Consider the following 25,326-nt stretch of genomic DNA (forward strand, 5'->3'; position numbering starts at 1 on the left):
CAACCCGCACCCAGCGGGCAGACGCTGATGACTTCTACGGTGACAACGATGATAACCACGCAAAATTTCAATGACCACGTGCGCATCGAAGCTAATCAGGATATCGGCGTGGCGACGATCATCCTTGAGCGCCCTGCGCGTCGAAATGCCGTCGACCGTCCTGTCGCTGACGCGCTCAGCGCCGCGTTCGCCCGCTTCGAAGCGGAGCCGGCCTGGCGCGCGGCGGTGCTGTTCGGCGCGGGCGGCACTTTCTGCGCCGGCGCGGACCTGACCGCCCTCGCTGACGACACCCGTCGCAACGAATTGCATGCCGACGGCAGCGGTCCCGGCCCGATGGGACCGACGCGCATGAGCTTCAGCAAGCCCGTGGTCGCCGCGATTGCCGGTTATGCGGTGGCGGGTGGCCTGGAACTGGCGGCCCTGTGCGACCTGAGAGTCGTCGAAGACGACGCGGTGCTCGGCGTGTTCTGCCGGCGCGTCGGGATTCCGCTGATCGACGGCGGCACGATCCGCTTGCCGCGCTTGATCGGCCTGTCACGTGCGCTCGACCTGATTCTGACCGGCCGCGCGGTGAGCGCGCAGGAAGCGCTCGGCTTCGGTCTCGCCAATCGCGTCGTCCCAAAAGGCACGGCACGCGCCGCGGCGGAACAGCTGGCCGCCGAACTGGCCGCCTTTCCGCAGGCTGCGTTGCTCGCCGACCGCCGTTCGGTGTTGGAAAACAGCATGCTCGACGATGTCGCAGAAGCATTGCGCCGTGAAGGCGCCGGCGGTTATCAAGCGGTTTTCGACGAAGGTGTGGCCGGCGCGGCGCATTTCGCCAGTGGTGCCGGCCGCCACGGCAAAACGCTCGGCCCCGACGGTGGCAGCCGCTAGAAACGCAGCAAGGCTCGCGTTAGACAGCGACTTTCAGCAAAAAACAACATACGTGTCGACGATCAGCAAGCCCGTTTTGACTTAGGTAGAATCCCCTACTGTTTTACCCCTGTACGGCGCACGCGTTCTCGCCCCGAAAACGCGCGCCGGCCGCGCGACGCTTCCCGTCGCGCCGATTCACGCTCCTTCACCATGCCTTTGCCCCTGCTTGCCCTTGCCGTTGCCGCGTTTGGAATCGGTACCACCGAATTCGTGATCATGGGGCTGCTACCCGATGTCGCGCGCGACCTGTCCGTGTCGATTCCGGCGGCCGGCATGCTGGTGTCGGCGTACGCGCTCGGCGTCACCATCGGCGCGCCGATCGTCGCAATCGCGGTCGCCAACATGCCGCGCAAGAAGGCGCTGATGAGCCTGATCGGCGTGTTCATCGTCGGCAATCTGCTGTGCGCGGTTGCGCCGGGCTACGCGGTGCTGATGGCCGCGCGCATCGTGACCGCGTTCTGCCATGGCGCTTTTTTTGGCATCGGCTCGGTGGTCGCCGCGGGCCTCGTCGCGCCGAACCGTCGCGCGCAAGCGATCGCGTTGATGTTCACGGGCCTCACGCTCGCCAACGTGCTAGGCGTGCCGCTCGGCACCGCGCTCGGCCAGGCGGTGGGCTGGCGCGCCACGTTCTGGGCGGTGACGGGCATCGGCGTCGTCGCGGCGGCCGCGCTCGCCGTGTGCCTGCCCGCGAAGATCGAAATGCAGAAGGCCAGCCTCGTCCACGAATTCAGCGTGCTGAAGAACCCGCAAGTGCTGATGGTGCTCGGCATCAGCGTGCTCGCGTCGGCGAGCCTCTTTTCCACCTTCACGTACATCACGCCGATTCTCGAGGACGTGACCGGCTTCACACCGCACGCGGTCACACTCGTCTTGCTGCTGTTCGGCCTCGGCCTGACGGTGGGCAGCACGCTCGGCGGCAAGCTCGCCGATTGGCGGCTGATGCCGTCGCTGGTGGCGTTTCTGCTGGCCATCGTCGTGATTCTGACCATCTTCGCCGGCACGATGCATTCGGAGATCCCGGCGATGATCACGATCTTCGTGTGGGGCATTCTGGCCTTCGCGATCGTGCCGCCGCTGCAAATGCTGATCGTCGACCGCGCGAGTCATGCGCCGAATCTGGCTTCGACCTTGAACCAGGGCGCCTTCAACCTCGGCAATGCGACCGGCGCCTGGCTCGGTGGCATAGCGATCGGCGCGGGCGCACCGCTCACGACGCTGCCCTGGGTCGGCGTGGCGACCTCGATCGGCGCGCTGGTGCTGACACTGTGGTCGGTGTCGATCGACCGGCGCGCGCAACGCATGGCGATGGCGGGCTAACCGCCCTTCTGCTCGCGCGCGTCAAACCCCGCGCAGGTGCGGATGACTCGCGGCCGTAGTAGCATCTCGGCCGATGAAAGTCATCTTCACCCGCGATTTCCTCGCTTTGATCCTCAGCGTCGCCGTCGTCGGACTCGGCAGCGGCGCAACGCTTCCCCTCACTGCCCTCGCACTCACGCAAGCCGGTTACGGCACCGACGTGGTCGGCCTGCTGACTGCCGCGCAAGCGGGGGGCGGGCTCGTCATCGTGCCGCTCGCGGGATGGATCGCGGCGCGTTTCGGTGGCCGCCAGGTGATCGTGAGCGCCGTGCTGGTAGTGGCGTTCGCCACGGCGCTGATGCAACTCACCTCGAACCTGTGGCTGTGGGCCGTGTTGCGTGTTCTATGCGGCGCGGCGCTGATGCTCCTCTTCACGATCGGCGAAGCGTGGGTCAACCAATTGGCCGACGACGCCACGCGCGGCCGCGTGATCGCGATTTACGCGACCAACTTCACGCTGTTCCAGATGGCCGGTCCTGTGCTGGTGAGTCAGATCGCCGGCTTCACGCAGTGGCGCTTCCTGATTTGCGGGGCGATCTTTCTGCTGGCGCTGCCGATGCTCGCCACGATCCGCAAGACGCCGCAAGCGTCCGAGGATGAGCACGCGGCGCACGGCAGTTGGCGCCATGTTTTGCCGCAGATGCCGGCGCTCGTGATCGGCACCGGTTTCTTCGCGTTGTTCGACACGATCGCGCTCTCGCTGCTGCCGCTCTTCGCCATGTCGCACGGCATTACGAGCGAGGTGGCTGTGCTGTTCGCGTCGGCGCTGCTGCTCGGCGATACGACGATGCAATTCCCGATCGGCTGGCTGGCTGACCAGCTTGGACGCGAACGCGTGCATATCGGTTGCGGTGTGATCGTCGTGGCGCTGCTGCCGTTGCTGCCGTGGGCGATGACTTCGCCGTGGCTCTGTTGGCCTCTGCTGTATGTGCTCGGCGCGGCGGCAGGCGCGATTTACACGCTGTCGCTGGTTGCCTGCGGCGAGCGCTTTCGCGGCGTCGCGCTGGTGTCGGCGAGTTCGCTGGTGGGCGCATCCTGGAGCGCGGCGAGTTTCGGCGGCCCGCTGGTGGCTGGCGCGCTGATGAAGGGCGTCGGGAATGACGCGATGGTCGGGGTGCTGCTTGTTGCGGCGTTGGCGTTTCTGGCGGCGGTCTGGTGGGAGAGACGGCGTGCGCCGGTACGAGTCGTTGGTTGATCGCCGGACATTGGTTTAAGCGTTTCGGCGCTTGGGCGCGGCGCCCTGCATGATGATGACCCATGAATAGCAAAACGGGGAAGCCACGATAAATGGCGTCCCCGTTTTTCGTCGTGCACGTTGCGTGCGGCTCGTCCGCTATTACAGCGTTACTTCAACGCCGGCAAAATCTGCCCGACGCATGCGCCGAAACCCACACGATAACCCTCACCCTGACACCAGCCGGCCAGCGTCAATTCGTCGCCGTCTTCGATGAAACTGCGTGTGCCGCCTTCCTGCAACTCCAGCGGCTTCTTGCCGTTCCACGTCAACTCCAGCAGGCTGCCGAACGAATCTTCGGTCGGGCCGCTGATCGTGCCCGAGCCCATCAGGTCGCCCACGCGCGTATTGCAGCCCGATACCGTGTGATGGGCGAGTTGCTGCGCCATCGTCCAGTACATATGCCTGAAGTTGGTTCGCGCAATCGTGCTCGCCTGCTTCGCCTGCTGCGGACGCAGCTTCACTTCCAACGTGATATCGAACGCATGCTCGCCGTCGTGCCGCAGGTATGCGAGCGGTTGGGGCTCCTGCGCCGGCTGCGCGACGCGGAACGGTTCGAGCGCGTCGAGCGTCACGATCCACGGCGAGATCGTCGTCGCGAAGGTCTTCGCGTTGAACGGTCCGAGCGGCACGTATTCCCATTGCTGAATATCGCGTGCGCTCCAGTCGTTCAGCAGCACCATGCCGAAGATATGCGCTTCGGCATCCGCGCACGCAACCGGCTCACCCAAGGCATTGCCCGCGCCGATCACGAAGCCCGTTTCCAGTTCGATATCCAGCTTGCGGCACGCGCCGAACACCGGACGCTCCTGATCCGGCAGCTTCAACTGCCCGTTAGGCCGACGCACGGACGTGCCGCTCACCAACACCGACGACGCGCGTCCGTTATAGCCGATCGGCATCTCCGACCAGTTCGGCAGCAGCGCATTCTTCGGATCGCGGAACATGGAGCCGACATTCGTCGCATGCTCCTTCGACGAATAGAAATCGGTGTAGCCGGGAATCTGCACCGGCAGATGCAATTGCGCGTCGGCCTGACGGATCAGCGCGCGGCTGCGCAGTTCGGCGTCCTCACGCAGCGTCGCGTTATCACGCGAGAGCAGCTTGCTTAACTGAATACGCACGCCGCGCCACGCGTCACGGCCGAGCGCGATGAAATCGTTCAACGCGTCGCGCACGAATACACTGTCGCCCGCACCCGACGTAGGCAGCGTCAGCAGACCCGCGCTTTCGAGCGCGGCCAGGTCGACGATGCTGTCGCCGATCGCGACGCCCACGCGGCGCGTCGCATTCAGAGCGTCGCTAAAGACGCCGAACGGCAGATTCTGAATCGAAAAATCGTTGCTCGAATCGTTGGCCGACTCGACCCAGCTTTTGCGCGACGGATCGAGCGTCGCCTGAAGATCGCTCGGTGCGTTCATCGTTGCTCCGGATTGAAGTGTTTCCTGAGACCTTGCCAGCACTCGTAGTAATGCGCCTGCAATTGCGCGGTTTCGAGCGCGAAGCGCGTGGGCTTGATCAGCGTGCGCGTTTCGAACATGAAGGCCATCGTGTCGGCGACTTTCTTCGGCGTCGACGTATCGCCGTGCGAGGCTTTCTCGAACGTTTCCGCGTCCGGGCCATGACCCGACATGCAGTTATGCAGACTCGCGCCGCCCGGCACGAAACCCTCGGCCTTGGCGTCATACACGCCGTGCACGAGGCCCATGAACTCGCTCGCCACGTTGCGATGGAACCAGGGCGGGCGGAACGTATCTTCGGCGGCGAGCCAGCGCGGCGGGAAGATCACGAAGTCGATCGAATCGACGCCCGGCGTGTCGCTTTGCGATTGCAGCACCAGGAAGATCGAAGGGTCCGGATGATCGAAGCTGATCGAGCCGATGGTGTTGAAGCGGCGCAGATCGTACTTGTACGGCGCGTAGTTGCCGTGCCACGCCACCACGTCGAGCGGCGAATGGCCGATATCCGCGCGCCACAGATTGCCGTTCATCTTGGCGACGAGTTCGAAGTCGCCTTCACGGTCTTCATAGGCCGCGTGCGGCGTGAGGAAGTCGCGCGGATTGGCGAGGCCGTTCGAGCCGATCGGACCGAGGTCCGGCAGACGCAGCAACGCCCCGAAGTTCTCGCAGATATAGCCGCGCGCCGTGCCGTCCGGCAGGCTCACCGCGAAGCGCACGCCGCGCGGAATCACCGCGATCTCGAACGGCTCGACGTCGAGCTTGCCGAGCTCGGTTGCAATGTGCAGGCGCCCTTCCTGCGGCACGATCAGCAGTTCGCCGTCCGCGGTATAGAAGAAACGGTCCTGCATCGAGCGGTTTGCCGCGTACAGGTGAATCGCACAGCCGCTCATCGATTCGGCCGCGCCGTTGCCCGCCATCGTCACCCAGCCGTCGATGAAATCGGTCGGCTCGGCCGGCATCGGCAACGCGTCCCAGCGCAACTGGTTGGGCGGCGTCGGCGGCACCTCCGCGAAGTTGGCGACGAGCCGCTCCGAAGGCAGCGGCGTGAACGGCTTGTGCACCGCCGCCGGATGGATCCGGTACAGCCACGAGCGGCGATTGTGGCCGCGCGGCGCGGTGAACGCCGTGCCCGACAGTTGTTCGGCGTACAGACCATACGCCGCGCGCTGCGGCGAATTGCGGCCTTCCGGCAAGGCGCCCGGCAAGGCCTCCGTCGCGAATTCGTTCGCGAAGCCCGACTGATAGCCCGGCTCGATTTCGAGCCGCGAACTGGCAGTGTTCGGCGTGCGTGTTTGGGTGTCCATGCAAGGTTCTCCGTTGATACTCGATCTCGTCATCTCATGCGGTGCGCGGCTCGGACGGCTGGCCGCGTTGGCGCGTCGCGGCGGCCAGCGCGATTACCAGCAGCGCGGAGCACAGCACCGGCAGGGCCGCCGCATGAAACAGCGCGGCGTTCGACCAGTTCAGCGCGATCAGTTGACCGCCGATCAGCGGTCCGATCACCGAACCGATCCGGCCAATGCCGAGGCTCCAGCCGATCCCGGTCGAGCGCAGCGTGGTCGGATAGAAATGACCGGCCAGTGCATTGACCGCCGGTTGTCCGCCGACCACGCAGAAGCCGCCCGCGAACACCACGAGCAACAGCCATGGCAATGCGTGCGCCACCGTGCCGATCGTGCCGACCGCCAGCGCCGCGCCCGCGAAACACACGAACAGCACGCGCACAAAACCAAACCGTTCAATGAACCAGCCTAGCAGCAAGGTGCCGACCACGCCGCCTGTTTGCAGCACCGTGCCGACGATCACGGCCGTGCCCGGCGAATAGCCGGCGTCGCGCATCACGGTAGGCAGCCAGTTCGACAGAAAGTACAGATCGATCAGGTTCATGAAGCTGATCGCCCACAGAATCAAGGTTACCGGGCCGCGGCCGGCCCGGAACAATTCGGCGACCGGCGCGCCGCCGTTGCCCTTCTCACGCACAACGAGCCGCGTGTTCGCGTCGATCGGCAGCGCCGGGTCGAACTTCGCGAGCCAGCGCAACGCGCGCTCGCTGCGGCCCTTGAGAACCAAAAATTGCAGCGACTCCGGCAATGCGGCGAGCATCGCCAGCGCGAGCAGCAGCGGCACCGCGCCGCCCACCCAGAATACCGCGCGCCAGCCATAAGCCGGAATCAGCGCGGCGCTGATGAAGCCGCCGAGCGCCGCGCCCAGCGTGAAGCCGCACGACACCAGCATCATGCGCTTGACGCGATGCGCGGGGGTCGAGAATTCGCCGACCAGCGCCATCGCGTTCGGCATGATGCAGCCGAGGCCGAGACCGGTGATGAAGCGCAGTGCGATCAACGCGGGGATCGTGGTGACGAAGGGCGTGGCCAGCATCGACAGCGCGAAGAAGAAGGTCGAACCGATCAGCACCGGACGGCGGCCGATGCGGTCAGCCAGCACCGACAGCCCGAGCGCGCCGAGCAGCATGCCGAACAGGCTGGCGCTGAACACCGGACCGAGCGCCGCCTTCGAGACATGCCATTCGCCGATCACGCTCGGCGCGACGTAGCCCATCGCTTGCGCGTCGAACCCGTCGATCACGAGGCACAGCCCGCATAGCGCGAGCAGCAGCAACTGGAATGCCGGGTGATGCGTTTCGCCGAGCACGCGCTCGACTTCGATCACATTGGCGGCGGCCGCGGCCGGTTTTGCGCTCATTGGTTCGTCTCCTGATGCTGACTGAATTATTCGATGGTGGAGGCGCGGCTGAAACGGCCGGACGGCGCCAGTGGGCGGCGCATGCGCCGCGCGCACGGCACAAGTCATCCCGCCATCGCAGTCGCACTGCAATTTACGTATAGTAAAATGAATTATGATTAGTGAAATTAACGTAAACCCTGAAAAACCATCCAAGAAACCCGGACAGCCAGTCGGCACAAGCGTTCGACGGATAACGTTATGAGCAATTTGTTCATGTGACGGCGGTGCAGACTGCTACCATCAGTGCATGCGGCAATCGAGTCGCGTTGCTGCGCGCCGAGCGCCTCACTATCGCCATCCATACGTCTACATGATTCCGCCGACCATCCCCAACCTCATTGCCCGCGCCGCCGATCATCCGTTTCTCGGCGAGCATCTGGTAATGGGTCAAGGCCTGCATCACGACGTCGCGCTGGCGCAATTCGACGGGGTCGAACTCGCCAGCGCCTATGAGCCGATCTTCGATATCAGCGTGCATGCGTTGGCGCAGTCACTGTCTTCGGGGGTCGAGGGGGTGGACCGTTTCGGCGATGAACTCGGCTTTCAGGCCGTCACGCACCGGGTCGAGGCGGCGCCATTCGACGTGTTCGATCCGTTCGACCGTATCGCCGACGATCAGGAACTGGTCGCGCTCGACCGCATGTCACGCGCGCTGCACGCCATCAATTTCTTCGGCGCGCAGCGGCATGGGTTGCTCTTTTTGCGCGTGCACGAGCGGCTGCTCAAGAGTGTGAAGTACGACCACGGGCGTCATTTTTCGAGCGTGCTGTTGTCGTTCGGATTGAACCCGTCGCGGGTGGTGATCGAGTTGCCGGCCGCGGCGGTAGCGCACAAGACGTTTCTAGGCTATCTGACCAAGAGCTACCAGCACTATGGCTTCAAGGTGGCGGGCAATCTGTCCAATGCCGGGCAGATTCTGTCGGTGTCGGAGACTGCGCGCCTCGACTTCATCAAGATGGATGCGGGGACCGCTTTGCGCGATGCCACGGTTAAACCGCTAGTGGGTTATGCGGGCCGCTTGCGGATTCCGCTGATCTTCAACCGCGTGATGGATGAAACGCAGTTCGAGGCGTTGCAGCAGTACGACGTGCGCTTCGTGCAAGGCCCGTTGTTCAATGCGCATTATCACGACCGGGCGGTTTGAGTAGTTGGATTGACGCGTTGCACACGCGCCACCCGCTTCAAACCGTATCGCCCAAACGCCGCGCAAGCGCTTTCAGCCGCGGCGCGACGTTGTCACGAAACACATCCTCTCCCATCGACGATGCCGGCCCGCTGCAACTCAGCACCAGCCAGCGCCCTTCGCGCGGCTCGCGAAACGGCACCGCGACCGCATTGACATCGTCATGCCACGCACGGAACGAATAGCAGCAGCGCTGCGCGGTAAAGGCGGCGATTTCCTGCTCGGCGTCGGCGACCAGTTCGGCGCCGTCCTTGCCCGCCGCCTTCCTCAATTCCGCCAGTAACGCGGCGCGCACGTCAAGCGGCTGCACGGCGAGATAGGCGCGGCCCATCGAACTTGTCAGCATCGATAGTTTCGAACCCGACGCCAGCCCAAGCGTCAACGCCGTTTCGCTGCGGATCGTCTCCAGATAAATCATGTCGAGCCCGTCGCGGCAACCGAGCGAGACCGCCGCGCCCACCTCGCGCGCGAAGGTGCGCATGTGCGGGCGCGCGAGTTCGAGCGTGTCCGTGCCCGAGAGCAGCGCGAAACCGAGCGACAGCACACCGGCGTCGAGTGCGTATTTACCCAGGGTTTCGTCGAGCCGCAGATAGCCGAGCACGGTCAGCGTGTAGGCGAGACGGTTGACGGTCGCCTTCGGCAAACCCGTGCGTTCGACGAAATCGCGGTTGCCGAGCATCGTTTCGCCCGGCTTGAACGCGCGCAGCAAATCCAGTCCGCGTGCGAGGGCGACCACGAATTTGCGCTCGTCGAGCGGTTCGGAGGGAGTAGATGTCGGCGTCATGGGATGATACACTCGGACGTGGTTTGCAAAACATTGTTTCGCATAGCGGAACTTAAGTCAAGCGCAAACACGTTTCCGTCAAGCAAGGAATCAGGAGATAAGCCATGGCCGAGGCCGCGCAGTTTCACTGGGAAGACCCGTTGCTGCTGGATCAGCAGCTCACCGAAGACGAACGCATGGTGCGCGACGCCGCCGCGGCCTACGCGCAGGACAAGCTGCAGCCGCGCGTGCTCGAAGCGTTCCGTCACGAGAAGACGGACATCGAGATCTTTCGCGAGATGGGCGAACTCGGCCTGCTCGGCCCGACGATTCCTGAGCAATACGGCGGTCCCGGTCTGAACTACGTGGCGTACGGTTTGATCGCGCGTGAAGTGGAGCGCGTGGATTCCGGCTACCGGTCAATGATGTCGGTGCAGTCGTCGCTGGTCATGGTGCCGATCTACGAATTCGGCTCGGAAGCGCAGAAGCAGAAATACCTGCCGAAGCTCGTCACCGGCGAATGGATCGGCTGCTTCGGCCTGACCGAACCGAATCACGGCTCCGATCCGGGCAGCATGGTCACGCGCGCCAAGAAGGTCGAGGGCGGCTATTCGCTGTCGGGCTCGAAAATGTGGATCACCAATTCGCCGATCGCCGACGTGTTCGTCGTGTGGGCGAAGCTCGAAGAAGACGGCAAGGACGCGATCCGCGGCTTCATTCTCGAGAAGGGCTGGAAAGGACTGTCGGCGCCGACCATCCATAGCAAAGTGGGCCTGCGCGCGTCGATCACCGGCGAGATCGTGCTCGACGAAGTGTTCGTGCCGGAAGAGAACCGCTTCCCGGAAGTCAGCGGCTTGCGCGGTCCGTTCACGTGCCTGAACTCCGCGCGCTACGGCATCGCCTGGGGCGCGCTCGGCGCGGCCGAAGCGTGCTGGCACACGGCGCGTCAGTACGTGCTGGACCGCAAGCAGTTCGGCCGGCCGCTCGCCGCGAACCAGCTGATCCAGAAGAAGCTCGCCGACATGCAAACCGAGATCACGCTCGGCCTGCAAGGCGTGCTGCGCCTCGGCCGCATGAAGGACGAAGGCACCGCGGCCGTCGAAATCACCTCGATCATGAAGCGCAACTCATGCGGCAAGGCGCTGGACATTGCGCGGCTCGCACGCGACATGCTCGGCGGCAATGGCATCTCGGACGAGTTCGGCATCGCGCGGCATCTGGTGAATCTGGAAGTGGTGAACACCTACGAAGGCACGCATGACATTCACGCGCTGATTCTCGGGCGCGCGCAAACGGGCATTCAGGCTTTTTTCTGAAGGTTTTCTGAAGCGCGGATTACAACCATTTGCGATATAGCGATTGTGTCGGAGCCCGCGCGGCTCGATAAAAAAAGTCGGTTCAATGTGAACCGGCTTTTTTCGTTCGACGCAGCGCGCCGTCGCTAACGGCCCGCTTCGTGGCGCATCAGCCGCTTACTTGTTCGGCTGCGGCGTCATGCGCAGATACGGACGCAGCGCCTTGTAGCCCTTCGGGAATTTCTGCTTGATGACTTCCTCGTCCTTCAGCGACGGGACGATCACCACATCATCGCCCTGCTTCCAGTTGCCGGGCGTAGCAACCGAGTGGCTGTCGGTGAGTTGCAGCGAATCGATCACGCGCAGCACTTCGTCGAAGTTGCGGCCGGTGCTGGCCGGATAGGTGATGATCAGGCGCACCTTCTTCTTCGGGTCGATCACGAACAGCGAGCGCACCGTGAGCGTCTCGTTCGCGTTCGGGTGGATCATGTCGTACAACTCGGCGACCTTGCGATCGCCATCCGCGAGAATCGGGAAGCCGACATTGGCGGCTTGAGTCTCGTTAATGTCTTTGATCCACTCTTTGTGCGACTCGGCACTGTCGACCGACAACGCGATGGTCTTCACGTTGCGCTTGTCGAATTCGTCGGCCAGCTTGGCGGTCAAGCCGAGTTCGGTCGTGCAGACCGGCGTGAAGTCGGCGGGGTGCGAAAACAGCACGCCCCAACTATCGCCCAGCCATTCATGGAATTTGATCGGGCCGACACTCGACTGCTGTTCGAAATCCGGCGCGATATCGCCAAGACGTAGACTCATTGTGCAACTCCTATAGGGGTTTGGACATTGCCGCGCGACCATTTACCCGCGGCGCTCCGCAACGATAAAGCATACGGGAGGGACGGTGTATGACGAACGAACATCGCTTCACTACTTTATGCGTTTTTGTAATTTTCACCGATTTAGTGGAAACTTTGCGGGACAGATCAACTCCATCTTAGGCAAACTTGTCTGCACGTCGTGCAGGCGGTGGCGTTGTTTGTGGCTATGCTTCAACCGGGAACGGTTCGTGCGAAGTTGGAACCAACCGAGCCCTGCGCTCGCCAGCGGCCGTTTCTTTGGTTACGATTCACGCGTGGCGTGAGACGAAGGGGAGCTGTCAATGTCGGAAATCAACAAGGAGAGATTGATGTCGGATATCAAAACCGTCCTCGCGGACGCTGAAGATCTGCTGAAACAGGCCGCGAGCGCCACCGGCGAGCGTGCTTCGGAACTTCGTGAAACGGCGCTCACGCGCCTGAAGCAAGCCAAGGAAAAGGCGGCCGACGTTCAGGTCGTGGTGGTCGAAAAAGGCAAGAAGGCAGCCCGCGCCACCGACGACTACGTGCACGAGCATCCGTGGGCATCCATCGGCATCGCCGCAGGCGCCGGTGTGCTGCTTGGGCTGTTGATCAACCGCAAGTAACACTGCCGATGCCGCCGGGCGTAGCTCGTCCGGCGCACCAGCGAATCGAGTTGACCGGCGCACGCCTGGCCGGTCCGCTTCTTCTGGCGCGCGCGCGCGCCGGTTAGGCCTTCACGCGCAACGCCCACAGCCATGACGATCGAAACACAATCGCAGCGCGGAGAACATAGTCCGTTACGCCGCATAATCGGTTCCGTGTTTGCCATTCTGCAAACGCGGCTGGAATTGGTCGGCATCGAACTCGCCGAAGAAAAGGACCGTTTGCTCGGCGTGCTGTTCCTCGGCCTTGCCGCCATGATGCTCGCCACCATGGCGCTGATCGCGCTGACCGCGCTGATCGCTATCGCCTTCTGGGACACCTACCGCTGGCAGGCGCTCGCCGGCATCACCGCGGTCTATGCGATTGCGGGACTAGCTTGTGCGCTGAAAGCGCGCAGCGGTTTGCGCAATGCTCCAATGGTGTTCGAAGCGACCCTCGCCGAGTTCGAAAAAGACCGCGACGTGTTCCGCAAACCGTGACCTTGAAGGCGCAACGGCGTGCCCTTCGCGCCTTGCGTCTTGCTTGAGAAGCTCGCGCGAAATGCAGCGCCGTTCCACCGCCCCACCATTCACTGCCGCCGACACGCCATGAGCCAGATCCATTCCGACACCGCATTCCGTAACAAGCGCCACCAGGCCAAAGATCTGAGCGCACCGCATTTGCGAGCACTGCGCAAGGAGCTGCTGCTGGTGCGTGCGGATGTCGAGCGTATGGAACTCGCTCAAGCGACCATCGAGTTGCGACAGGCGGTCACGCACTTCAGCTGGCTCAAATTTATCCTGCCGGGCTTCGGTGGCATGCGCGTCGGCAAGGGCTCGAAGGCGAGCTTTATCAACGCGGGGAGCATCGGCGCCCTTCTCAAACAGTATCCGCTCATCAGCTCGATCGTTTCGATCCTCCTCGCCAAGCCACTGCGTACGACGGTCGTGGCCGGCGCCAAACCCGTTTTGAAGTGGGGCAGTCTTGCGCTTGCCGGGTGGGAAGGCTATCGGATCTGGCAGCAGATGAAGCGAGATTCGGCGGCCTCGTCTGGCAACAAGGCTGAATCCACGGACAGCGGTTACTGAGGGCAAACGCTGCGGGCCGTGTCGCCTCGGCTTGGCTCGCTAGCGTGTATTCCAGCAGTCGTCGCTAATGGACGTCGAACCGCTTGCCCCGTTTTTGTTGCCGCGTAACCCTGTCGAATCGAGCGTGAAAATGCCGCATGTGTCGTCGCGCATCGGGCCGGATTCGCTTGGCGTTGCCTCGATCGCATAGCCCCCGTTCGTATCGTCCGCGGGCAGTACGTGCAGGCGATAGACAGGCGTGCCGAATTGCGGCGCCTGATCGAGGCCGGGGGGCAATGTCGGCGCGCTGTCGCTTGCCGCTCCTTGGACAAATTGGGCCGCGCGATAGAGCGCGGACGCCGCGTCGATTCGATGAGTGCGAGCAATATGGCTGCGATACGAAGGCACGGCAAAGACGGCCAGCGTAGCGGCGATCGCTAGCGTAATCATCAACTCGAGCAGCGTGAACGCGGATGCATGCGGCTTCATGTCGCCTCCGTCAAAAAGGTCTGGCGGCAACGCGGCGCCAATGACGTTCGATTTTTTGTCCGTCGATCACCAGTTCCATTTGCAGCCATACCTGTGACTCGCTGACGCGGCCGAAGCCGCGTGAAGTCAATAAATACGCCCGAGCATCGGCACGAGTGGCTAGACGCCAGGCCTCGATCAGACATTGCGGTGCGCGCAGCGAGCCGGGCCATTGCGCCACCGGCGTAACGGCGCCTGCATCGAATGCGGCTGCGAGTTTCCAATGTGTCGGCTCACCGGCTGCGACCGGCGGCGGTGCTCCGGACTGCGCGCTTGCAGCCGCGATGACACTGCGTGCGCATAAGGTCAACGCTGAATCCGCCGCGTGAAAGGCCTGCAAGTAGTCGCGGACGTTGGTCGTGCCGCGCGCTGCTGCGAGTGAGGTTTCGAACCAGGCGGCGGAAGTGACCAACATCATTGTTGAAATCAGCAGGACGATCGGCAGCACCATGCCGCGTTCGCGAGCGCGTGACACGTTGCGACCCGTTCGGCTTGGGCCTGACAAGATTGCCAGGTCATCGTGGCATCTAACGCACTTCCCGTCCGTGCAGCTCGGCTGCATTTCCCTTCGTCGTTTTGTCACAGCGAATCCTCCACGTGGTTGCGTATCGCCACACGCCGCGAGAACGCCTGTCGCCGCCGCGAGTCGGCGGCGAGAGCGCTCACGCCGTCGCAGTCGACATAGCGCGCACGCTGTTGTCCCTGCGGCGCGCCGCGCACGAGCACACAGAGATCGACGGCGACGATCTTCGCCCATTGATCAGCCATCACGGCCGACGCGTCGATTGCGGCCAACCCGCCGGCCAACCAGTACTTGATCCGCAAGCGTTCGACGCCTTCGACCAGCGGTTGAGCGGACCCCGTCTTGCCGTTGCCCTCGCAGTAAAGCTCCGGCTCGCCGGTCGAACCGCTTGTTCTCGCGAAGTACCGGTTGACGACCAGCACGCCCTGGTCGCCGAGTGCCGCGTTGCCGCCAGTCACCGCCTGGCCGAGGCAGTCGGTCGTTTGTCCGCTGGTCGATGGCCATGTGGAGATGTTGTCGCCCACGTAGCGGACCGCGACACCGTCCGAGTGGCTGGGCAAGGTCTCGCAAGCGAGGCTATCGTCCGCGCCGGTCGGGCGGCCGCCCGAGCATCCGAACATCGGCGCGGGACTGTTGTATCGTGCGACGTCCGCGGGCACGAAGCCTGCCATTTGCAGTTGCTGGCCAATCAGCGTCAGCGCTGTCAGACCGGCCTCGCGAATCCGCATCGCATCGCTCGCGTGCTCGAACGCGCTCCGCTGCGTCGTATAGAGCGAGACTGCACCCGCGGTCACCAGTAGCCCCAGCGCCATAGCGATCACGAATTCGATCAGGGTGTGGCCGGAAGCAGGATTCGAACGCCGCATCATTTTGCAAACGCCAGCGCCACGCATGAAGAGCCCGCCGGAAGATCCGCTCCGCCGCAGGACGCGGGCTTGTCGATGACATCGTCGGAATGCGGCATGTCGCGCAGTGATGTCCATGTCACGCGAGCAGCCGACACACCACCGTTGTCTCCCACCGAGGCTTCGCCATGCGGCAAAAGTACCGTGGCCCGTGCGTCCCATTGCCTGATTGCGGAGTCGCCAGCGGAGGGTGCGCTCATCGCTTCCGCGACGGAATCCGCGATCCAGGCAGCATGTTCGCGCATGGACATCGCGCGGGCTTCGCGTGCGGTCCACAACTGACCGGCGATCAAACCTAGTGCGGTGACTGCCATCAACGCGACCGCCAGCATGACCTCGATCAATGAACTGCCGCGACACTTCGACTCGCTGCGGCGCGAGTGCCGGCTCTGCGAATATCGGCTCATGACGCCGCTCCGCATGCACCTTCGACAATGCGCGCGCGGCCGCCCGCCGCGATACGAATGCAACGTCGCCACTTGTCCCCTTGCGTCGCCCTGGACGGCGCACGCGGCGCGATATCAAAACTGCGAAAGGTGCCGATCAATTGCCCCGCCGGCGGCGTGAACGTGAGATTCGTCTGCGTGCCGACGATGCTCACGGCCGCAAGCAGCGGTTGCGCACGCAATAGCGATAGCGTGCCGCCTCGTTCGGCCAGGACGGCCCAGCCGCACGACCAGTCAGCGACGCCATTGCCGCACGGCTGCCCCGCGGCAAGACAATGCCGCGCGGCGTCGATCCGGCACACGGTGACGCGTGCGCCTCGGCGTAACGCCTCACTGCGCGCATAAGCGAGCGTCGATGCAAGCGCCTTTGCGCGGGCGTCGACCTGGTCGCGTACGTACCACGCTACGAACGACGGCGTGGCCATCACAGCGATGACAGCCAGCAGCGCGACCACGGCCAGCGTTTCGACAAGCGTAAAGCCGCGGTATCGCGGCGGACGGACTGCATTTCGATTCATCTGCATCCCTGATCGATTCGAAGAATGCAGTCAATCTAGCGATTTGCAAATCGCCCAACAATCGGCCGAATGGCCAGGTGGCACTCAGACGCTTTCCCGCGCAAGAATGCACGCGACGAACCATAACGGCAGCGGGGGATACAGATGCGCGAAACAACGCGGGAGAAAACGGCGACTCAAACGCGACGCGAGATGCGACTACGTTCAGCGTTTGCGGGGGGGCTTGGGAGGAGAAGAGGCGCGGCGAAATTCTTCGATCACGTCTTCGAATTCGGAGACGTCTTCGAAACGCCGGTAGACGGAAGCGAAACGAACGTAGGCAATGGTATCGAGCGCACGCAACTCGTTCATCACGAGTTCGCCGAGGCGCTCGCTGCGCACTTCGCGCTCGCCGCTGCCGAGCAACAGATACTCGATGCGGGCGACCGCCGCGTCGATCGCGTCCGCTGCCACCGGGCGCTTGCGCAGCGCCAGTTGCATGCTCGCGACGATCTTGCGACGGTCGAATTCGGTGCGGCTGCCATCCTTCTTGACGACCGACGGCAACGCCAGCTCGACCCGCTCATACGTCGTAAAACGTTTGTCGCAGGCCGGGCAGCGGCGGCGCCGGCGAATCGTCGCGCCGTCTTCGGATACGCGCGAGTCGACCACTTGCGTATCGGCGTGACGGCAGAAGGGGCAATGCATGGCGGCTTAGCGGTAAACCGGGAAGCGCTGGGTCAGCTCAGCGACTTGTCCGCGCACACGTTCGATCGTGGCCGCGTCTTCCGGGTTATCCAGCACGTCGGCGATCAGGTTACCCACCTGCTCCGCTTCCTTCACGCCAAAGCCGCGCGTGGTCATGGCCGGCGAGCCGAGACGCACGCCGCTCGTCACGAACGGCTTTTCCGGATCGTTCGGGATCGCGTTCTTGTTGACGGTGATGTGAGCGGCGCCCAGCGCGGCTTCAGCAACCTTGCCGGTGATCTTCTTCGCACGCAGGTCAACGAGCATCACGTGGCTTTCAGTGCGGCCCGACACGATGCGCAGACCGCGCTTGACCAGCGTCTCAGCCAGCACGCGCGCGTTTTCGACGACTTGCTGCTGATAGGCCTTGAACTCCGGCGACAGCGCTTCCTTGAACGCGACAGCCTTGCCGGCGATCACGTGCATCAACGGACCGCCTTGAATGCCCGGGAAGATTGCAGAGTTGATCTGCTTTTCGAACTCGGCCTTCATCAGGATCACGCCGCCGCGCGGGCCGCGCAGGCTCTTGTGCGTGGTGGTGGTGACGAAGTCGGCGTGCGGCACCGGATTCGGATAGACGCCCGCGGCGATCAGGCCGGCGTAATGCGCCATGTCGACCATGAAGTACGCGCCGATCGACTTGGCGATCTTCGACAGGCGTTCGAAATCGATACGCAGCGCGAACGCGGAGGCGCCCGCCACGATCAGCTTCGGCTTGTGTTCCTGAGCGAGCTTCTCCGCGGCGTCGTAGTCGATGTCTTCGGCTTCGTTCAGGCCGTAGCTGACCACGTTGAACCACTTGCCCGACATGTTGACCGGCGAACCGTGCGTGAGGTGGCCACCGTGCGCGAGGCTCATGCCCATGATCGTGTCACCCGGCTTGAGCATGGCGAAGAACACGCCCTGGTTGGCTTGCGAGCCGGAGTTCGGCTGCACGTTGGCGGCTTCGGCGCCGAACAGTTGCTTCACGCGGTCGATCGCCAGCTGCTCGGCGACGTCGACGTACTCGCAGCCGCCGTAGTAGCGCTTGCCCGGATACCCTTCAGCGTACTTGTTCGTGAGTTGCGAGCCTTGCGCAGCCATGACAGCCGGGCTCGTGTAGTTTTCCGATGCGATCAGCTCGATATGCTCTTCCTGACGGCGGTTTTCCTGCTCGATGACCTTCCAGAGTTCAGGATCGACGTTGGCGATGGTGCTTTGGGCTCTGTCAAACATACGGATTCCGTTGAATGTGTTCAGGTTAACCGGATAGTGCGCCGAATCTTGCGTAGAGGGTACGCAGCGCTGCTGGCGGCTGGGCCAGCCCTGACGTGGCGGATGGAGAGTCGCCGCACACGCGAGGCAGGACAGCCACCGTCAGCGCAGATCAATGCGCGCGGATCACGGCTGCCCAGGCGAACGGCAAAACGGCACCCTGCGCTTCACGGTGGGTTGTTCCACCTTGAACCCGGTTGCTTGAACCGGTTCTATCGCCAGTCACGCAGGGATGAGCGCGTTAGTTTATTGGAAGAGGATCGAATAGGCAACCAGCTTCCGGCCGCTGCCGCAGGCGCTCGCCGGGCGGCCCGCAGCGCCCTCTTGCGCGGCGCGCAAACATCTGAGGAAAGTCTTGCGGAAACCCGCGGCGCGTCCCTGCCACGGCCACTCGTACGGTTGGTTCATCCTTGCCGCAGCGCCGCAATGGAAGTAGGCTTGGGGCCTTTCTCTCTTACCAGCCTGGGAACCACTGTAATGATCGTGTTCGTCACCGGAGCGTCCGCGGGATTCGGCGCCGCCATCGCTCGCGCCTTCGTCAAAGGCGGCCATCGCGTCGTCGCCACCGCACGCCGCAAGGACCGCCTGCAAGAACTCGCCGACGAACTCGGCGACGCACTTCTGCCGTACGAACTCGACGTCCGCGACCGCGCCGCCGTCGAAGCCGTACCGGCCTCGCTGCCGGCCGATTTCGCCGCAGTCGACGTGCTGGTCAACAATGCCGGCCTCGCACTCGGCATCGAACCGGCGCAAAAAGCGAGTCTCGACGAATGGAACACCATGATCGAGACCAACTGCACCGGACTCGTTCAAGTCACCCACGCGCTCCTGCCCGGCATGGTGGAGCGCAATCGCGGCCACATTTTCAATCTCGGCTCGGCGGCCGGCAGCTGGCCCTACGCGGGCGGCAACGTGTACGGCGCCACCAAAGCGTTCGTGCATCAGTTCAGCCTGAATTTGCGCGCCGATGTCGCCGGCACCGCGCTGCGGGTGACGAACGTCGAACCGGGCCTGTGCGGCGGTACCGAGTTCTCGAACGTGCGCTTTCGCGGCGACGATGAAAAGGCCGGCAAAATGTACGAAAACGTGCAGCCGCTGACACCTGAAGACATCGCCGACTCGATCTACTGGATCGCCACACGCCCGGCGCACGTCAACATCAATACGATCGAACTGATGCCGGTGGCTCAATCGTTCTCCGCTTTGTCCGTTCATCGCGGCTGAAATGCGCGGCTGAGGGCCGCCGGACGGGGCACACATCTTGAAACAGACCTGGGGGTGTGCGTTCCGGTAAAATGCGCCGCATGAATATGTCGACCAGCCAGCCCGGCGCGGAAATCGGCTACACGTGGCCAATTCGCGTGTACTACGAAGATACCGACGCCGGCGGCATCGTGTTTTACGCGAACTACCTGAAGTTTTTCGAACGGGCGCGCACCGAATGGCTGCGCGCGTGCGGCGTCGACCAGAATCGGCTCGCGGACGAAACGGGCGCGATTTTCATCGTCCGCAGCACCGCGGTCGATTATCGGGCGCCGGCCCGGCTCGACGACGTGGTCAACGTGGTCAGCCGGATCGAGCGGCTTGGCAGAGCGTCAGTCGATTTCGCGCAGGAAGCGTGGCGGGACGGCACGCTGCTTGCTACCGGGTCCATCCGGGTCGGCTGCGTGGACCGCATTGCGCTGCGGCCGGCCGCGATTCCTCCGCCGGTTCTCGCCGCCTTGCGGCGCGGGCCAGGCATGAGCGAGCCCGGCGTGTCAACGGACAATGACTGAACCCCGTTGTTACGGGGCCAGTGAACTCGTAACGATCAAGCAACACAAAGCATGGTTCGGCTTGCAATATCGCCGATGCTTCCGTTTTGCTCACGGCAAGCTTCGAGCGGCCTTGCAGCCGGACGCCCCCTTCCGGGACGTTAAAACGAACCTTTATGAACACTACACAAGATCTGTCGATCGTTTCACTCGTACTCAACGCGAGCTTGCTGGCGCAGGCTGTCATGGCTCTGCTGCTGTTGCTGTCGCTGCTGTCCTGGACTTTCATCTTCCGCAAGTGGTTTGCGATCCGCCGGGCGCGCGCGCAAACTGAGCGTTTCGAACGCGATTTCTGGTCGGGCGGCGACCTGCAGGCGCTTTATCAAAGTGCGGCGAACAACCGTCACACGATCGGCGCGCTGGAACGGATTTTCGAGTCCGGCATGCGCGAATTCCTGAAAGGCAAGGAAAAGCGCCTGAACGATTCGGGCGCGATTCTCGACGGCGCACGGCGGGCCATGCGTGCCGCGTTCCAGCGTGAAATGGACGTGCTCGAAGCCAACCTCGCGTTTCTCGCGTCGGTCGGCTCGGTCAGCCCGTATATCGGTCTGTTCGGCACGGTGTGGGGGATCATGAATGCGTTCCGCGGCCTCGCCAACGTGCAGCAGGCCACGCTCGCCAACGTCGCGCCGGGCATCGCCGAAGCGCTGACCGCCACCGCGATCGGCCTGTTCGCCGCGATTCCGGCCGTGGTTGCCTACAACCGCTACGCGCACGATATCGACCGTCTGGCAATCCGCTTCGAGACTTTCATCGAAGAGTTCTCGAATATCCTGCAGCGTCAGGCACAGTAAGGAGTCCACGATGGCAGGCTCTCGCTCCTCCAGCATGCGCGGCAGCCGCTCGCGCCGCGCGATGGCCGACATCAACGTCGTGCCGTATATCGACGTGATGCTCGTGCTGCTCGTGATCTTCATGGTGACCGCGCCGCTCGTGGCCCCGTCGATCGTCAATCTGCCGACCGTCGGCGGCGCGGCGCCTCAGCAGCAAACGCCGCCCGTGATCGTGAACATTCGCGCGGACGGCAACATGAGCGTCAAGTACAAGGACGATTCGGGTGCGCAGCAGCAGGAGAACATGACGAAAGCCGATCTGAACGGCTTCATCGCCGACCGTGCACAGTCGCATCCTGATCAGCCCGTCGTGATCGCCGCCGACAAGACCGTCAAGTACGAAGTCGTGATGAATGTGATGTCCGAACTGAAAGCTCGCGGCGTCAAACGCGTTGGATTGCTCGTCAAATCGCAATGATCCGCAAGAATTCCGAATACCCGCTCCAGCCACCGCGTGAACGCGGCACCGGGCGAGCCTTTGTGTTCGCGCTGGTGATGCACGCGCTGCTCGGGTTCTTCCTGTATCACGGCATTCAGTGGCAAAACAGTACGCCCGAAGGCGCGGAAGCGGAGCTGTGGACCGAAGTGCCGGATACGGCGATCCCGCGTCCCGTTCCGCCGCCGCCCGTGCCGGTGGCCCCTCCTCCGCCGGTGCGAGATGAACAGGCCGACATCGCGCTGCAGGAAAAGAAGCGCCAGCAACAGGAGGCGGCTCACCAGGCCCAGTTGGCTGAACAGCAACGTCAGCAGAAGCTGCAGGCGCAACAGGAAGCCGAAGCGAAGCGCCAGCAGCAACTCGCGGCCGACCAGGCGGCGCAGCTCGCCGCGCAGAAGGCTGCGGCAGCCAAGCAGAAGCAGCAGCAACAGCAGCAGGCCGACAAGCTGAAGCAGCAGCAATTGGCCGACCAGCAAAAGCAGCAGCAGTTGAAGGAACAGCAGCAGGAACAGCAGAAGCAAGCCGAGGCTGAAGCGCAGAAGAAGGCCGATGCGCAGAAAGCGGCGAAGGCCAAGGCGCAAGCCGACGCCGCGGCGCAGGCGAAGAAAGTGGATGCGGAACGTCGCGCACGCCTCGCGCAGATGCAGGGCCTCGCGACCGGCGGCACCGGCTCGACGACCAGCGATGGTCTCGGCAAGAGCGGCACGGGCAGCGGCTCGGGTGGCACGGCGACATCGCCGGGGTACTCGGACAAGGTGCGTCGTGCGGTACGCCCGAATATCTCGTGGGGCGGCGAAACGAGCGGTCTGGAGACGGTGGTCTCCGTGCGCTGTTCACCAACGGGCACCTTGCTGGGCGCAACGATTTCGCGCAGCAGCGGCAACCCCGCATGGGACGACGCCGCACTGCGGGCCGTCCAACGTACCGATCCGATGCCACAGGACATCAATGGCAAGACACCGACCAACTTCCTGATTACGTTGCGCCCGGCCGGTTGAGTCCAGTAGTTTGACAGTCAGTTGACAGCAGACGCCGCGCCCCGCCCACCGGGGCGTGCTCGGGAACGAATCAGTTCTTTTCGGGTCTGTCTGCTGTCTTGAAGCGTTAGTAAAACCGTTTTTGGGGAATCCATACAGCATGAGTTTGATGACCAAGCTAGGCCTGCGGACACTTGTAGCGTCGTGCCTGATCGCCGTCGGCGGCGCCGCCCACGCACAACTCAACGTCCTCGTGACAGGCGTCGGGTCCACCCAGTTTCCGATCGCAACGGCGAATTTCGCCAATGAAGCGAACTCGCCGCAACAGGTCAGCACGATCGTGCGCCAGGACCTGCAACGCAGCGGCAAATTCACTAACATCGACGCGGGCTCCACGCCGATTTCCGAAACCGATTCCGTCGACCTCGGCAGCTGGAAGGCCAAGGGCGCCAACGCATTCGTGTCGGGCAGCGTGAACCGCCTGCCGAACGGCCAGTACGAAGTGCGCTTCAAGCTGTACGACACCGTCAAGGGCGAAAGCCTCGGCGGCCTCGTGCTGGTGAGCCCGGAAAGCGGCTTGCGCATGAGCGCGCACAAGGTCGCGGACTACATCTACGCGAAGCTGATGGGCGGCCGCGGCGTGTTCGCCACGCGGCTGTCGTACGTCATCAAGACGGGCGGCCGTTATCAATTGCAGATCTCCGATTCGGACGGCCAGGACGCGCATATCGCGCTGTCGAGCCCCGAGCCGATCATCTCGCCGGCATGGTCGCCTGACGGCACCAAGGTCGCTTACGTTTCGTTCGAAAAGAAGAAGCCGATCGTCTACATCCACGATCTGCCTACGGGCCGTCGCGTGGTCGTTTCGGACCAGAAGGGCAATAACAGTGCGCCGGCGTGGTCGCCGGATGGACGCACGCTGGCCGTCGCGCTTTCGCGCACCGGCAACACTCAGATTTTCGCCGTCAATGCGGACGGCAGCGGCCTGCGCCGTCTCACGCAAGGCAGCTCGATCGACACCGAACCGTGCTTCTCGCCTGACGGCCAGTCGATCTATTTCACCAGCGACCGTGGCGGCCAGCCGCAGATTTACAAGATGTCAGCGCAGGGCGAAAGCGCCGGCGCCGCTCAGCGCGTCACGTTCACGGGCAGCTACAACACCAGTCCGCGCGTGAGCCCGGACGGCAAACAGCTCGCTTACATCTCGCGCGTCGGCGGCGGGTTCAAGCTTTATATCCAGGACCTGCAGGGCAACACCGCCACAGGCCTGACGGACACGACACATGACGAATCGCCGAGCTTCGCGGCGAACGGTCAGTACATTCTTTACGCCACACAGGTGAACGGCCGTGGCGTGTTGGCCGCAGTATCGACCGACGGTCGCACTCGGCAGGTCCTGTCCGTTCAGGGTGGCAGCGTACGCGAGCCGTCCTGGGGCCCGTTTATGCAATAACGTTGATGCAATAACACAAGGAGAGTACTCAAATGATGTCAAAACTTCGCTTCGCTTTCGCCGTATTGATGGTTGGTGCGCTGGCCGCATGTCACTCGGGCGTCAAGCTCGACGAAAACGCAAACAAGGGTGGCGCAGTCTCGACGCAGCCGAACCCGACCGATGTCGCACAGGTCAACGTCGACCCGCTGAACGATCCGAACAGCCCGCTCGCCAAGCGCAGCATTTACTTCGACTTCGACAGCTACTCGGTCAAGGACGACTATCAGTCGCTGCTGCAACAACACGCGCAGTACCTGAAGAGCCATCCGCAACGCCACGTCCTGATCCAGGGCAACACCGACGAACGCGGCACCAGCGAGTACAACCTGGCACTCGGCCAGAAGCGTGCCGAAGCTGTGCGCCGTTCGCTGTCGCTGATGGGCGTGACGGACTCGCAAATGGAAGCCGTGAGCCTCGGCAAGGAAAAGCCGCAAGCTACCGGTCATGACGAATCGTCGTGGGCACAGAACCGCCGCGCCGACCTCGTGTACCAACAGTAAGTAACGGGTGATGAGCCGAATGACGCATCGTTTCTCCTGGCTGCGGTTTGCCGCAGCGGCCTGCGTCGCAGGCACGGCCTTCGCGGCTGTGCCCGCACATGCGGGCATCTTCGACGACGATCAGGCCCGTCAGGCCATTCTCGATCTGCGTTCGAAGACCGATAGCCTGTCGAGTCAGTTGTCGGCCGCGCAGCGCACGATCCTCGATCAGTCCAACCGTCTCGACCAGTTGAACCAGCAGGTCGCTACGCTGCGTGGGCAGAATGAGGACATGGCCAACCAGCTCGCCACGGTGCAAAAGCAGCAAAAGGACTACTACACCGATCTGGACACGCGTCTGAAGAAATTCGAGCCGCAGCAGCAGACGGTGGACGGCGTCCAGGGCGAGGTGCAGCCGGGTGAGACCGATTCGTTCAACGCGGCTTCGCAGCAGTTCCGCAACGGCGACTTCAAGAATGCGGCGGCGTCGTTCCGCACCTTCATCTCCAAGTTCCCGAACAGCCCTTACCAGCCGACCGCGCAGTACTGGCTCGGCAACGCGCTGTATGCACTGCGCGACTACAAGGGTTCGACGGCGACCTGGCAGGGTGTGGTGCAGAAATATCCGCAGCATCCGCGGGCGCCGGAAGCGCTGCTGGCAATTGCGAACAATCAGCTCGAGCAAGGTCAGAAGGCTGCGGCCAAGAAGACGCTGGAGCAGATCGTCGCGCAATACGGCGGCTCGGACGTCGCGCAGTCGGCCCAGAGCAAGCTGTCGCAGATCAAGTAGTTCATACTGGTTGAGTAGCTGGCAGTAACGCGCAGTGTCCGACGTCATAGCCACGCGCGCCTCTCGCTGGAAAGCCCGGGTAGTGATGCCTGGGCTTTTCACT

28 protein-coding genes and 1 riboswitch are annotated in these 25,326 nt (G+C 63.4%); of the genes, 16 read left to right on the forward strand and 12 right to left on the reverse strand.

Annotated elements, in window-relative coordinates:
- The first annotated feature begins 48 nt into the window (after nucleotides 1-48).
- From B0G74_RS16660 to B0G74_RS16670, 3 genes are all read left to right on the forward strand, one after another.
- Nucleotides 49-873 carry a crotonase/enoyl-CoA hydratase family protein gene (locus B0G74_RS16660; RefSeq protein ID WP_132375959.1) on the forward strand — a complete coding sequence of 275 codons (825 nt, stop codon included), beginning with the start codon at nucleotides 49-51 and terminating at the stop codon, nucleotides 871-873.
- A 192-nt stretch (nucleotides 874-1,065) separates the two neighbouring features.
- The gene (locus B0G74_RS16665) at nucleotides 1,066-2,232 is read left to right on the forward strand and encodes an MFS transporter (RefSeq protein ID WP_132375960.1); all 1,167 of its coding nucleotides are present in this window, start codon (nucleotides 1,066-1,068) and stop codon (nucleotides 2,230-2,232) included.
- Nucleotides 2,233-2,305: 73 nt separating this feature from the next.
- A complete protein-coding gene (locus B0G74_RS16670) occupies nucleotides 2,306-3,466 on the forward strand; it encodes an MFS transporter (RefSeq protein WP_132375961.1) in 1,161 nt (386 codons plus the stop codon).
- A 149-nt stretch (nucleotides 3,467-3,615) separates the two neighbouring features.
- On the opposite strand, the gene fahA is transcribed toward B0G74_RS16670, so the two are convergent.
- From fahA to B0G74_RS16685, 3 genes are read right to left on the reverse strand one after another with little or no spacing between them, the layout of a single operon-like run.
- Nucleotides 3,616-4,926, reverse strand: a complete 1,311-nt coding sequence (fahA, locus tag B0G74_RS16675; protein WP_132375962.1) for a fumarylacetoacetase — start codon at nucleotides 4,924-4,926, stop codon at nucleotides 3,616-3,618.
- The gene (hmgA, locus tag B0G74_RS16680; RefSeq protein ID WP_132375963.1) at nucleotides 4,923-6,269 is read right to left on the reverse strand and encodes a homogentisate 1,2-dioxygenase; all 1,347 of its coding nucleotides are present in this window, start codon (nucleotides 6,267-6,269) and stop codon (nucleotides 4,923-4,925) included. Before hmgA ends, fahA begins: the two co-directional genes overlap by 4 nt.
- Nucleotides 6,270-6,303: 34 nt before the next feature.
- A complete protein-coding gene (locus tag B0G74_RS16685; protein ID WP_132375964.1) occupies nucleotides 6,304-7,668 on the reverse strand; it encodes an MFS transporter in 1,365 nt (454 codons plus the stop codon).
- Nucleotides 7,669-8,020: 352 nt separating this feature from the next.
- On the opposite strand from B0G74_RS16685, the gene B0G74_RS16690 reads away from it, so the two are divergent.
- Nucleotides 8,021-8,854: an EAL domain-containing protein gene (locus B0G74_RS16690; protein WP_132375965.1), complete on the forward strand. Its 834-nt coding sequence runs from the start codon at nucleotides 8,021-8,023 to the stop codon at nucleotides 8,852-8,854.
- Nucleotides 8,855-8,891: 37 nt separating this feature from the next.
- Here the strand turns inward: B0G74_RS16690 and B0G74_RS16695 are convergent, their stop codons facing one another.
- Nucleotides 8,892-9,677: an IclR family transcriptional regulator gene (locus B0G74_RS16695; RefSeq protein ID WP_132375966.1), complete on the reverse strand. Its 786-nt coding sequence runs from the start codon at nucleotides 9,675-9,677 to the stop codon at nucleotides 8,892-8,894.
- Nucleotides 9,678-9,781: 104 nt separating this feature from the next.
- Between B0G74_RS16695 and B0G74_RS16700 the strand changes: the two genes are divergently transcribed.
- Nucleotides 9,782-10,972 (forward strand): acyl-CoA dehydrogenase, encoded by a 1,191-nt coding sequence (locus tag B0G74_RS16700; protein WP_132375967.1) that lies wholly within the window; start codon nucleotides 9,782-9,784, stop codon nucleotides 10,970-10,972.
- Between the two features lie 156 nt (nucleotides 10,973-11,128).
- Here B0G74_RS16700 and B0G74_RS16705 read toward each other — a convergent pair whose 3' ends face one another.
- Nucleotides 11,129-11,767, reverse strand: coding sequence for a peroxiredoxin (locus tag B0G74_RS16705; protein ID WP_116119029.1), 639 nt, complete (start codon nucleotides 11,765-11,767; stop codon nucleotides 11,129-11,131).
- A 343-nt stretch (nucleotides 11,768-12,110) separates the two neighbouring features.
- On the opposite strand from B0G74_RS16705, the gene B0G74_RS16710 reads away from it, so the two are divergent.
- The 3 genes from B0G74_RS16710 to B0G74_RS16720 all read left to right on the forward strand — a co-directional run bounded on the left by B0G74_RS16710 (nucleotide 12,111) and on the right by B0G74_RS16720 (nucleotide 13,520).
- Complete coding sequence (locus tag B0G74_RS16710) at nucleotides 12,111-12,413, forward strand: DUF883 family protein (RefSeq protein WP_007179108.1); 303 nt, start codon at nucleotides 12,111-12,113, stop codon at nucleotides 12,411-12,413.
- 132 nt (nucleotides 12,414-12,545) lie between these two features.
- Nucleotides 12,546-12,932, forward strand: coding sequence for a phage holin family protein (locus tag B0G74_RS16715; protein ID WP_132375968.1), 387 nt, complete (start codon nucleotides 12,546-12,548; stop codon nucleotides 12,930-12,932).
- A 108-nt stretch (nucleotides 12,933-13,040) separates the two neighbouring features.
- Nucleotides 13,041-13,520, forward strand: a complete 480-nt coding sequence (locus B0G74_RS16720) for a DUF3318 domain-containing protein (RefSeq protein ID WP_132375969.1) — start codon at nucleotides 13,041-13,043, stop codon at nucleotides 13,518-13,520.
- A gap of 39 nt (nucleotides 13,521-13,559) precedes the next feature.
- Here the strand turns inward: B0G74_RS16720 and B0G74_RS16725 are convergent, their stop codons facing one another.
- The 7 genes from B0G74_RS16725 to glyA all read right to left on the reverse strand — a co-directional run bounded on the left by B0G74_RS16725 (nucleotide 13,560) and on the right by glyA (nucleotide 18,360).
- Entirely contained in the window at nucleotides 13,560-13,988 is a 429-nt protein-coding gene (locus tag B0G74_RS16725) for a type IV pilin protein (protein ID WP_132375970.1), read from the reverse strand.
- 10 nt (nucleotides 13,989-13,998) lie between these two features.
- Nucleotides 13,999-14,478, reverse strand: a complete 480-nt coding sequence (locus B0G74_RS16730; protein ID WP_243658268.1) for a PilX N-terminal domain-containing pilus assembly protein — start codon at nucleotides 14,476-14,478, stop codon at nucleotides 13,999-14,001.
- A 128-nt stretch (nucleotides 14,479-14,606) separates the two neighbouring features.
- Nucleotides 14,607-15,419: a PilW family protein gene (locus tag B0G74_RS16735; RefSeq protein WP_207915655.1), complete on the reverse strand. Its 813-nt coding sequence runs from the start codon at nucleotides 15,417-15,419 to the stop codon at nucleotides 14,607-14,609.
- On the reverse strand, nucleotides 15,416-15,862 hold the full coding sequence (locus tag B0G74_RS16740; protein WP_132375971.1) for a prepilin-type N-terminal cleavage/methylation domain-containing protein: 447 nt from the start codon (nucleotides 15,860-15,862) through the stop codon (nucleotides 15,416-15,418). Before B0G74_RS16740 ends, B0G74_RS16735 begins: the two co-directional genes overlap by 4 nt.
- The gene (locus B0G74_RS16745; RefSeq protein ID WP_243658212.1) at nucleotides 15,859-16,419 is read right to left on the reverse strand and encodes a GspH/FimT family pseudopilin; all 561 of its coding nucleotides are present in this window, start codon (nucleotides 16,417-16,419) and stop codon (nucleotides 15,859-15,861) included. Before B0G74_RS16745 ends, B0G74_RS16740 begins: the two co-directional genes overlap by 4 nt.
- A 204-nt stretch (nucleotides 16,420-16,623) precedes the next feature.
- Nucleotides 16,624-17,106, reverse strand: a complete 483-nt coding sequence (gene nrdR, locus B0G74_RS16750; protein ID WP_132375973.1) for a transcriptional regulator NrdR — start codon at nucleotides 17,104-17,106, stop codon at nucleotides 16,624-16,626.
- Nucleotides 17,107-17,112: 6 nt separating this feature from the next.
- The gene (glyA, locus tag B0G74_RS16755) at nucleotides 17,113-18,360 is read right to left on the reverse strand and encodes a serine hydroxymethyltransferase (protein WP_132375974.1); all 1,248 of its coding nucleotides are present in this window, start codon (nucleotides 18,358-18,360) and stop codon (nucleotides 17,113-17,115) included.
- 166 nt (nucleotides 18,361-18,526) lie between these two features.
- A riboswitch (ZMP/ZTP riboswitch) is annotated at nucleotides 18,527-18,635 on the reverse strand.
- 241 nt (nucleotides 18,636-18,876) lie between these two features.
- On the opposite strand from glyA, the gene ydfG reads away from it, so the two are divergent.
- The 8 genes from ydfG to ybgF all read left to right on the forward strand — a co-directional run bounded on the left by ydfG (nucleotide 18,877) and on the right by ybgF (nucleotide 25,223).
- On the forward strand, nucleotides 18,877-19,623 hold the full coding sequence (gene ydfG / locus B0G74_RS16765) for a bifunctional NADP-dependent 3-hydroxy acid dehydrogenase/3-hydroxypropionate dehydrogenase YdfG (RefSeq protein WP_132375975.1): 747 nt from the start codon (nucleotides 18,877-18,879) through the stop codon (nucleotides 19,621-19,623).
- A gap of 71 nt (nucleotides 19,624-19,694) precedes the next feature.
- Complete coding sequence (gene ybgC / locus B0G74_RS16770) at nucleotides 19,695-20,174, forward strand: tol-pal system-associated acyl-CoA thioesterase (RefSeq protein WP_132375976.1); 480 nt, start codon at nucleotides 19,695-19,697, stop codon at nucleotides 20,172-20,174.
- Between the two features lie 155 nt (nucleotides 20,175-20,329).
- Nucleotides 20,330-21,007, forward strand: a complete 678-nt coding sequence (tolQ, locus tag B0G74_RS16775) for a protein TolQ (protein ID WP_012431821.1) — start codon at nucleotides 20,330-20,332, stop codon at nucleotides 21,005-21,007.
- Nucleotides 21,008-21,017: 10 nt separating this feature from the next.
- A complete protein-coding gene (gene tolR, locus B0G74_RS16780) occupies nucleotides 21,018-21,464 on the forward strand; it encodes a protein TolR (protein ID WP_012431820.1) in 447 nt (148 codons plus the stop codon).
- Nucleotides 21,461-22,480 carry a cell envelope integrity protein TolA gene (gene tolA / locus B0G74_RS16785; protein WP_132375977.1) on the forward strand — a complete coding sequence of 340 codons (1,020 nt, stop codon included), beginning with the start codon at nucleotides 21,461-21,463 and terminating at the stop codon, nucleotides 22,478-22,480. The genes tolR and tolA overlap by 4 nt, the downstream gene beginning before the upstream one ends.
- A 139-nt stretch (nucleotides 22,481-22,619) precedes the next feature.
- Nucleotides 22,620-23,912: a Tol-Pal system beta propeller repeat protein TolB gene (tolB, locus tag B0G74_RS16790; protein WP_132375978.1), complete on the forward strand. Its 1,293-nt coding sequence runs from the start codon at nucleotides 22,620-22,622 to the stop codon at nucleotides 23,910-23,912.
- A 32-nt stretch (nucleotides 23,913-23,944) separates the two neighbouring features.
- Entirely contained in the window at nucleotides 23,945-24,454 is a 510-nt protein-coding gene (gene pal, locus B0G74_RS16795) for a peptidoglycan-associated lipoprotein Pal (RefSeq protein ID WP_035552920.1), read from the forward strand.
- A gap of 19 nt (nucleotides 24,455-24,473) precedes the next feature.
- On the forward strand, nucleotides 24,474-25,223 hold the full coding sequence (ybgF, locus tag B0G74_RS16800; RefSeq protein WP_132375979.1) for a tol-pal system protein YbgF: 750 nt from the start codon (nucleotides 24,474-24,476) through the stop codon (nucleotides 25,221-25,223).
- Nucleotides 25,224-25,326: the final 103 nt, after the last annotated feature.

This window comes from Paraburkholderia sp. BL9I2N2 (assembly GCF_004339745.1).
In the GTDB taxonomy this organism is placed as follows: domain Bacteria; phylum Pseudomonadota; class Gammaproteobacteria; order Burkholderiales; family Burkholderiaceae; genus Paraburkholderia.

Bases quoted from the DNA above. Each gene is read 5' to 3' on its own strand.
- B0G74_RS16660 (WP_132375959.1), top strand. From the start codon at position 49: ATGATAACCACGCAAAATTTCAATGACCACGTGCGCATCGAAGCTAAT.
- B0G74_RS16665 (WP_132375960.1), top strand. From the start codon at position 1,066: ATGCCTTTGCCCCTGCTTGCCCTTGCCGTTGCCGCGTTTGGAATCGGT.
- B0G74_RS16670 (WP_132375961.1), top strand. From the start codon at position 2,306: ATGAAAGTCATCTTCACCCGCGATTTCCTCGCTTTGATCCTCAGCGTC.
- fahA (WP_132375962.1), bottom strand. From the start codon at position 4,926: ATGAACGCACCGAGCGATCTTCAGGCGACGCTCGATCCGTCGCGCAAA.
- hmgA (WP_132375963.1), bottom strand. From the start codon at position 6,269: ATGGACACCCAAACACGCACGCCGAACACTGCCAGTTCGCGGCTCGAA.
- B0G74_RS16685 (WP_132375964.1), bottom strand. From the start codon at position 7,668: ATGAGCGCAAAACCGGCCGCGGCCGCCGCCAATGTGATCGAAGTCGAG.
- B0G74_RS16690 (WP_132375965.1), top strand. From the start codon at position 8,021: ATGATTCCGCCGACCATCCCCAACCTCATTGCCCGCGCCGCCGATCAT.
- B0G74_RS16695 (WP_132375966.1), bottom strand. From the start codon at position 9,677: ATGACGCCGACATCTACTCCCTCCGAACCGCTCGACGAGCGCAAATTC.
- B0G74_RS16700 (WP_132375967.1), top strand. From the start codon at position 9,782: ATGGCCGAGGCCGCGCAGTTTCACTGGGAAGACCCGTTGCTGCTGGAT.
- B0G74_RS16705 (WP_116119029.1), bottom strand. From the start codon at position 11,767: ATGAGTCTACGTCTTGGCGATATCGCGCCGGATTTCGAACAGCAGTCG.
- B0G74_RS16710 (WP_007179108.1), top strand. From the start codon at position 12,111: ATGTCGGAAATCAACAAGGAGAGATTGATGTCGGATATCAAAACCGTC.
- B0G74_RS16715 (WP_132375968.1), top strand. From the start codon at position 12,546: ATGACGATCGAAACACAATCGCAGCGCGGAGAACATAGTCCGTTACGC.
- B0G74_RS16720 (WP_132375969.1), top strand. From the start codon at position 13,041: ATGAGCCAGATCCATTCCGACACCGCATTCCGTAACAAGCGCCACCAG.
- B0G74_RS16725 (WP_132375970.1), bottom strand. From the start codon at position 13,988: ATGAAGCCGCATGCATCCGCGTTCACGCTGCTCGAGTTGATGATTACG.
- B0G74_RS16730 (WP_243658268.1), bottom strand. From the start codon at position 14,478: ATGGTGCTGCCGATCGTCCTGCTGATTTCAACAATGATGTTGGTCACT.
- B0G74_RS16735 (WP_207915655.1), bottom strand. From the start codon at position 15,419: ATGATGCGGCGTTCGAATCCTGCTTCCGGCCACACCCTGATCGAATTC.
- B0G74_RS16740 (WP_132375971.1), bottom strand. From the start codon at position 15,862: ATGAGCCGATATTCGCAGAGCCGGCACTCGCGCCGCAGCGAGTCGAAG.
- B0G74_RS16745 (WP_243658212.1), bottom strand. From the start codon at position 16,419: ATGAATCGAAATGCAGTCCGTCCGCCGCGATACCGCGGCTTTACGCTT.
- nrdR (WP_132375973.1), bottom strand. From the start codon at position 17,106: ATGCATTGCCCCTTCTGCCGTCACGCCGATACGCAAGTGGTCGACTCG.
- glyA (WP_132375974.1), bottom strand. From the start codon at position 18,360: ATGTTTGACAGAGCCCAAAGCACCATCGCCAACGTCGATCCTGAACTC.
- ydfG (WP_132375975.1), top strand. From the start codon at position 18,877: ATGATCGTGTTCGTCACCGGAGCGTCCGCGGGATTCGGCGCCGCCATC.
- ybgC (WP_132375976.1), top strand. From the start codon at position 19,695: ATGCGCCGCATGAATATGTCGACCAGCCAGCCCGGCGCGGAAATCGGC.
- tolQ (WP_012431821.1), top strand. From the start codon at position 20,330: ATGAACACTACACAAGATCTGTCGATCGTTTCACTCGTACTCAACGCG.
- tolR (WP_012431820.1), top strand. From the start codon at position 21,018: ATGGCAGGCTCTCGCTCCTCCAGCATGCGCGGCAGCCGCTCGCGCCGC.
- tolA (WP_132375977.1), top strand. From the start codon at position 21,461: ATGATCCGCAAGAATTCCGAATACCCGCTCCAGCCACCGCGTGAACGC.
- tolB (WP_132375978.1), top strand. From the start codon at position 22,620: ATGAGTTTGATGACCAAGCTAGGCCTGCGGACACTTGTAGCGTCGTGC.
- pal (WP_035552920.1), top strand. From the start codon at position 23,945: ATGATGTCAAAACTTCGCTTCGCTTTCGCCGTATTGATGGTTGGTGCG.
- ybgF (WP_132375979.1), top strand. From the start codon at position 24,474: ATGACGCATCGTTTCTCCTGGCTGCGGTTTGCCGCAGCGGCCTGCGTC.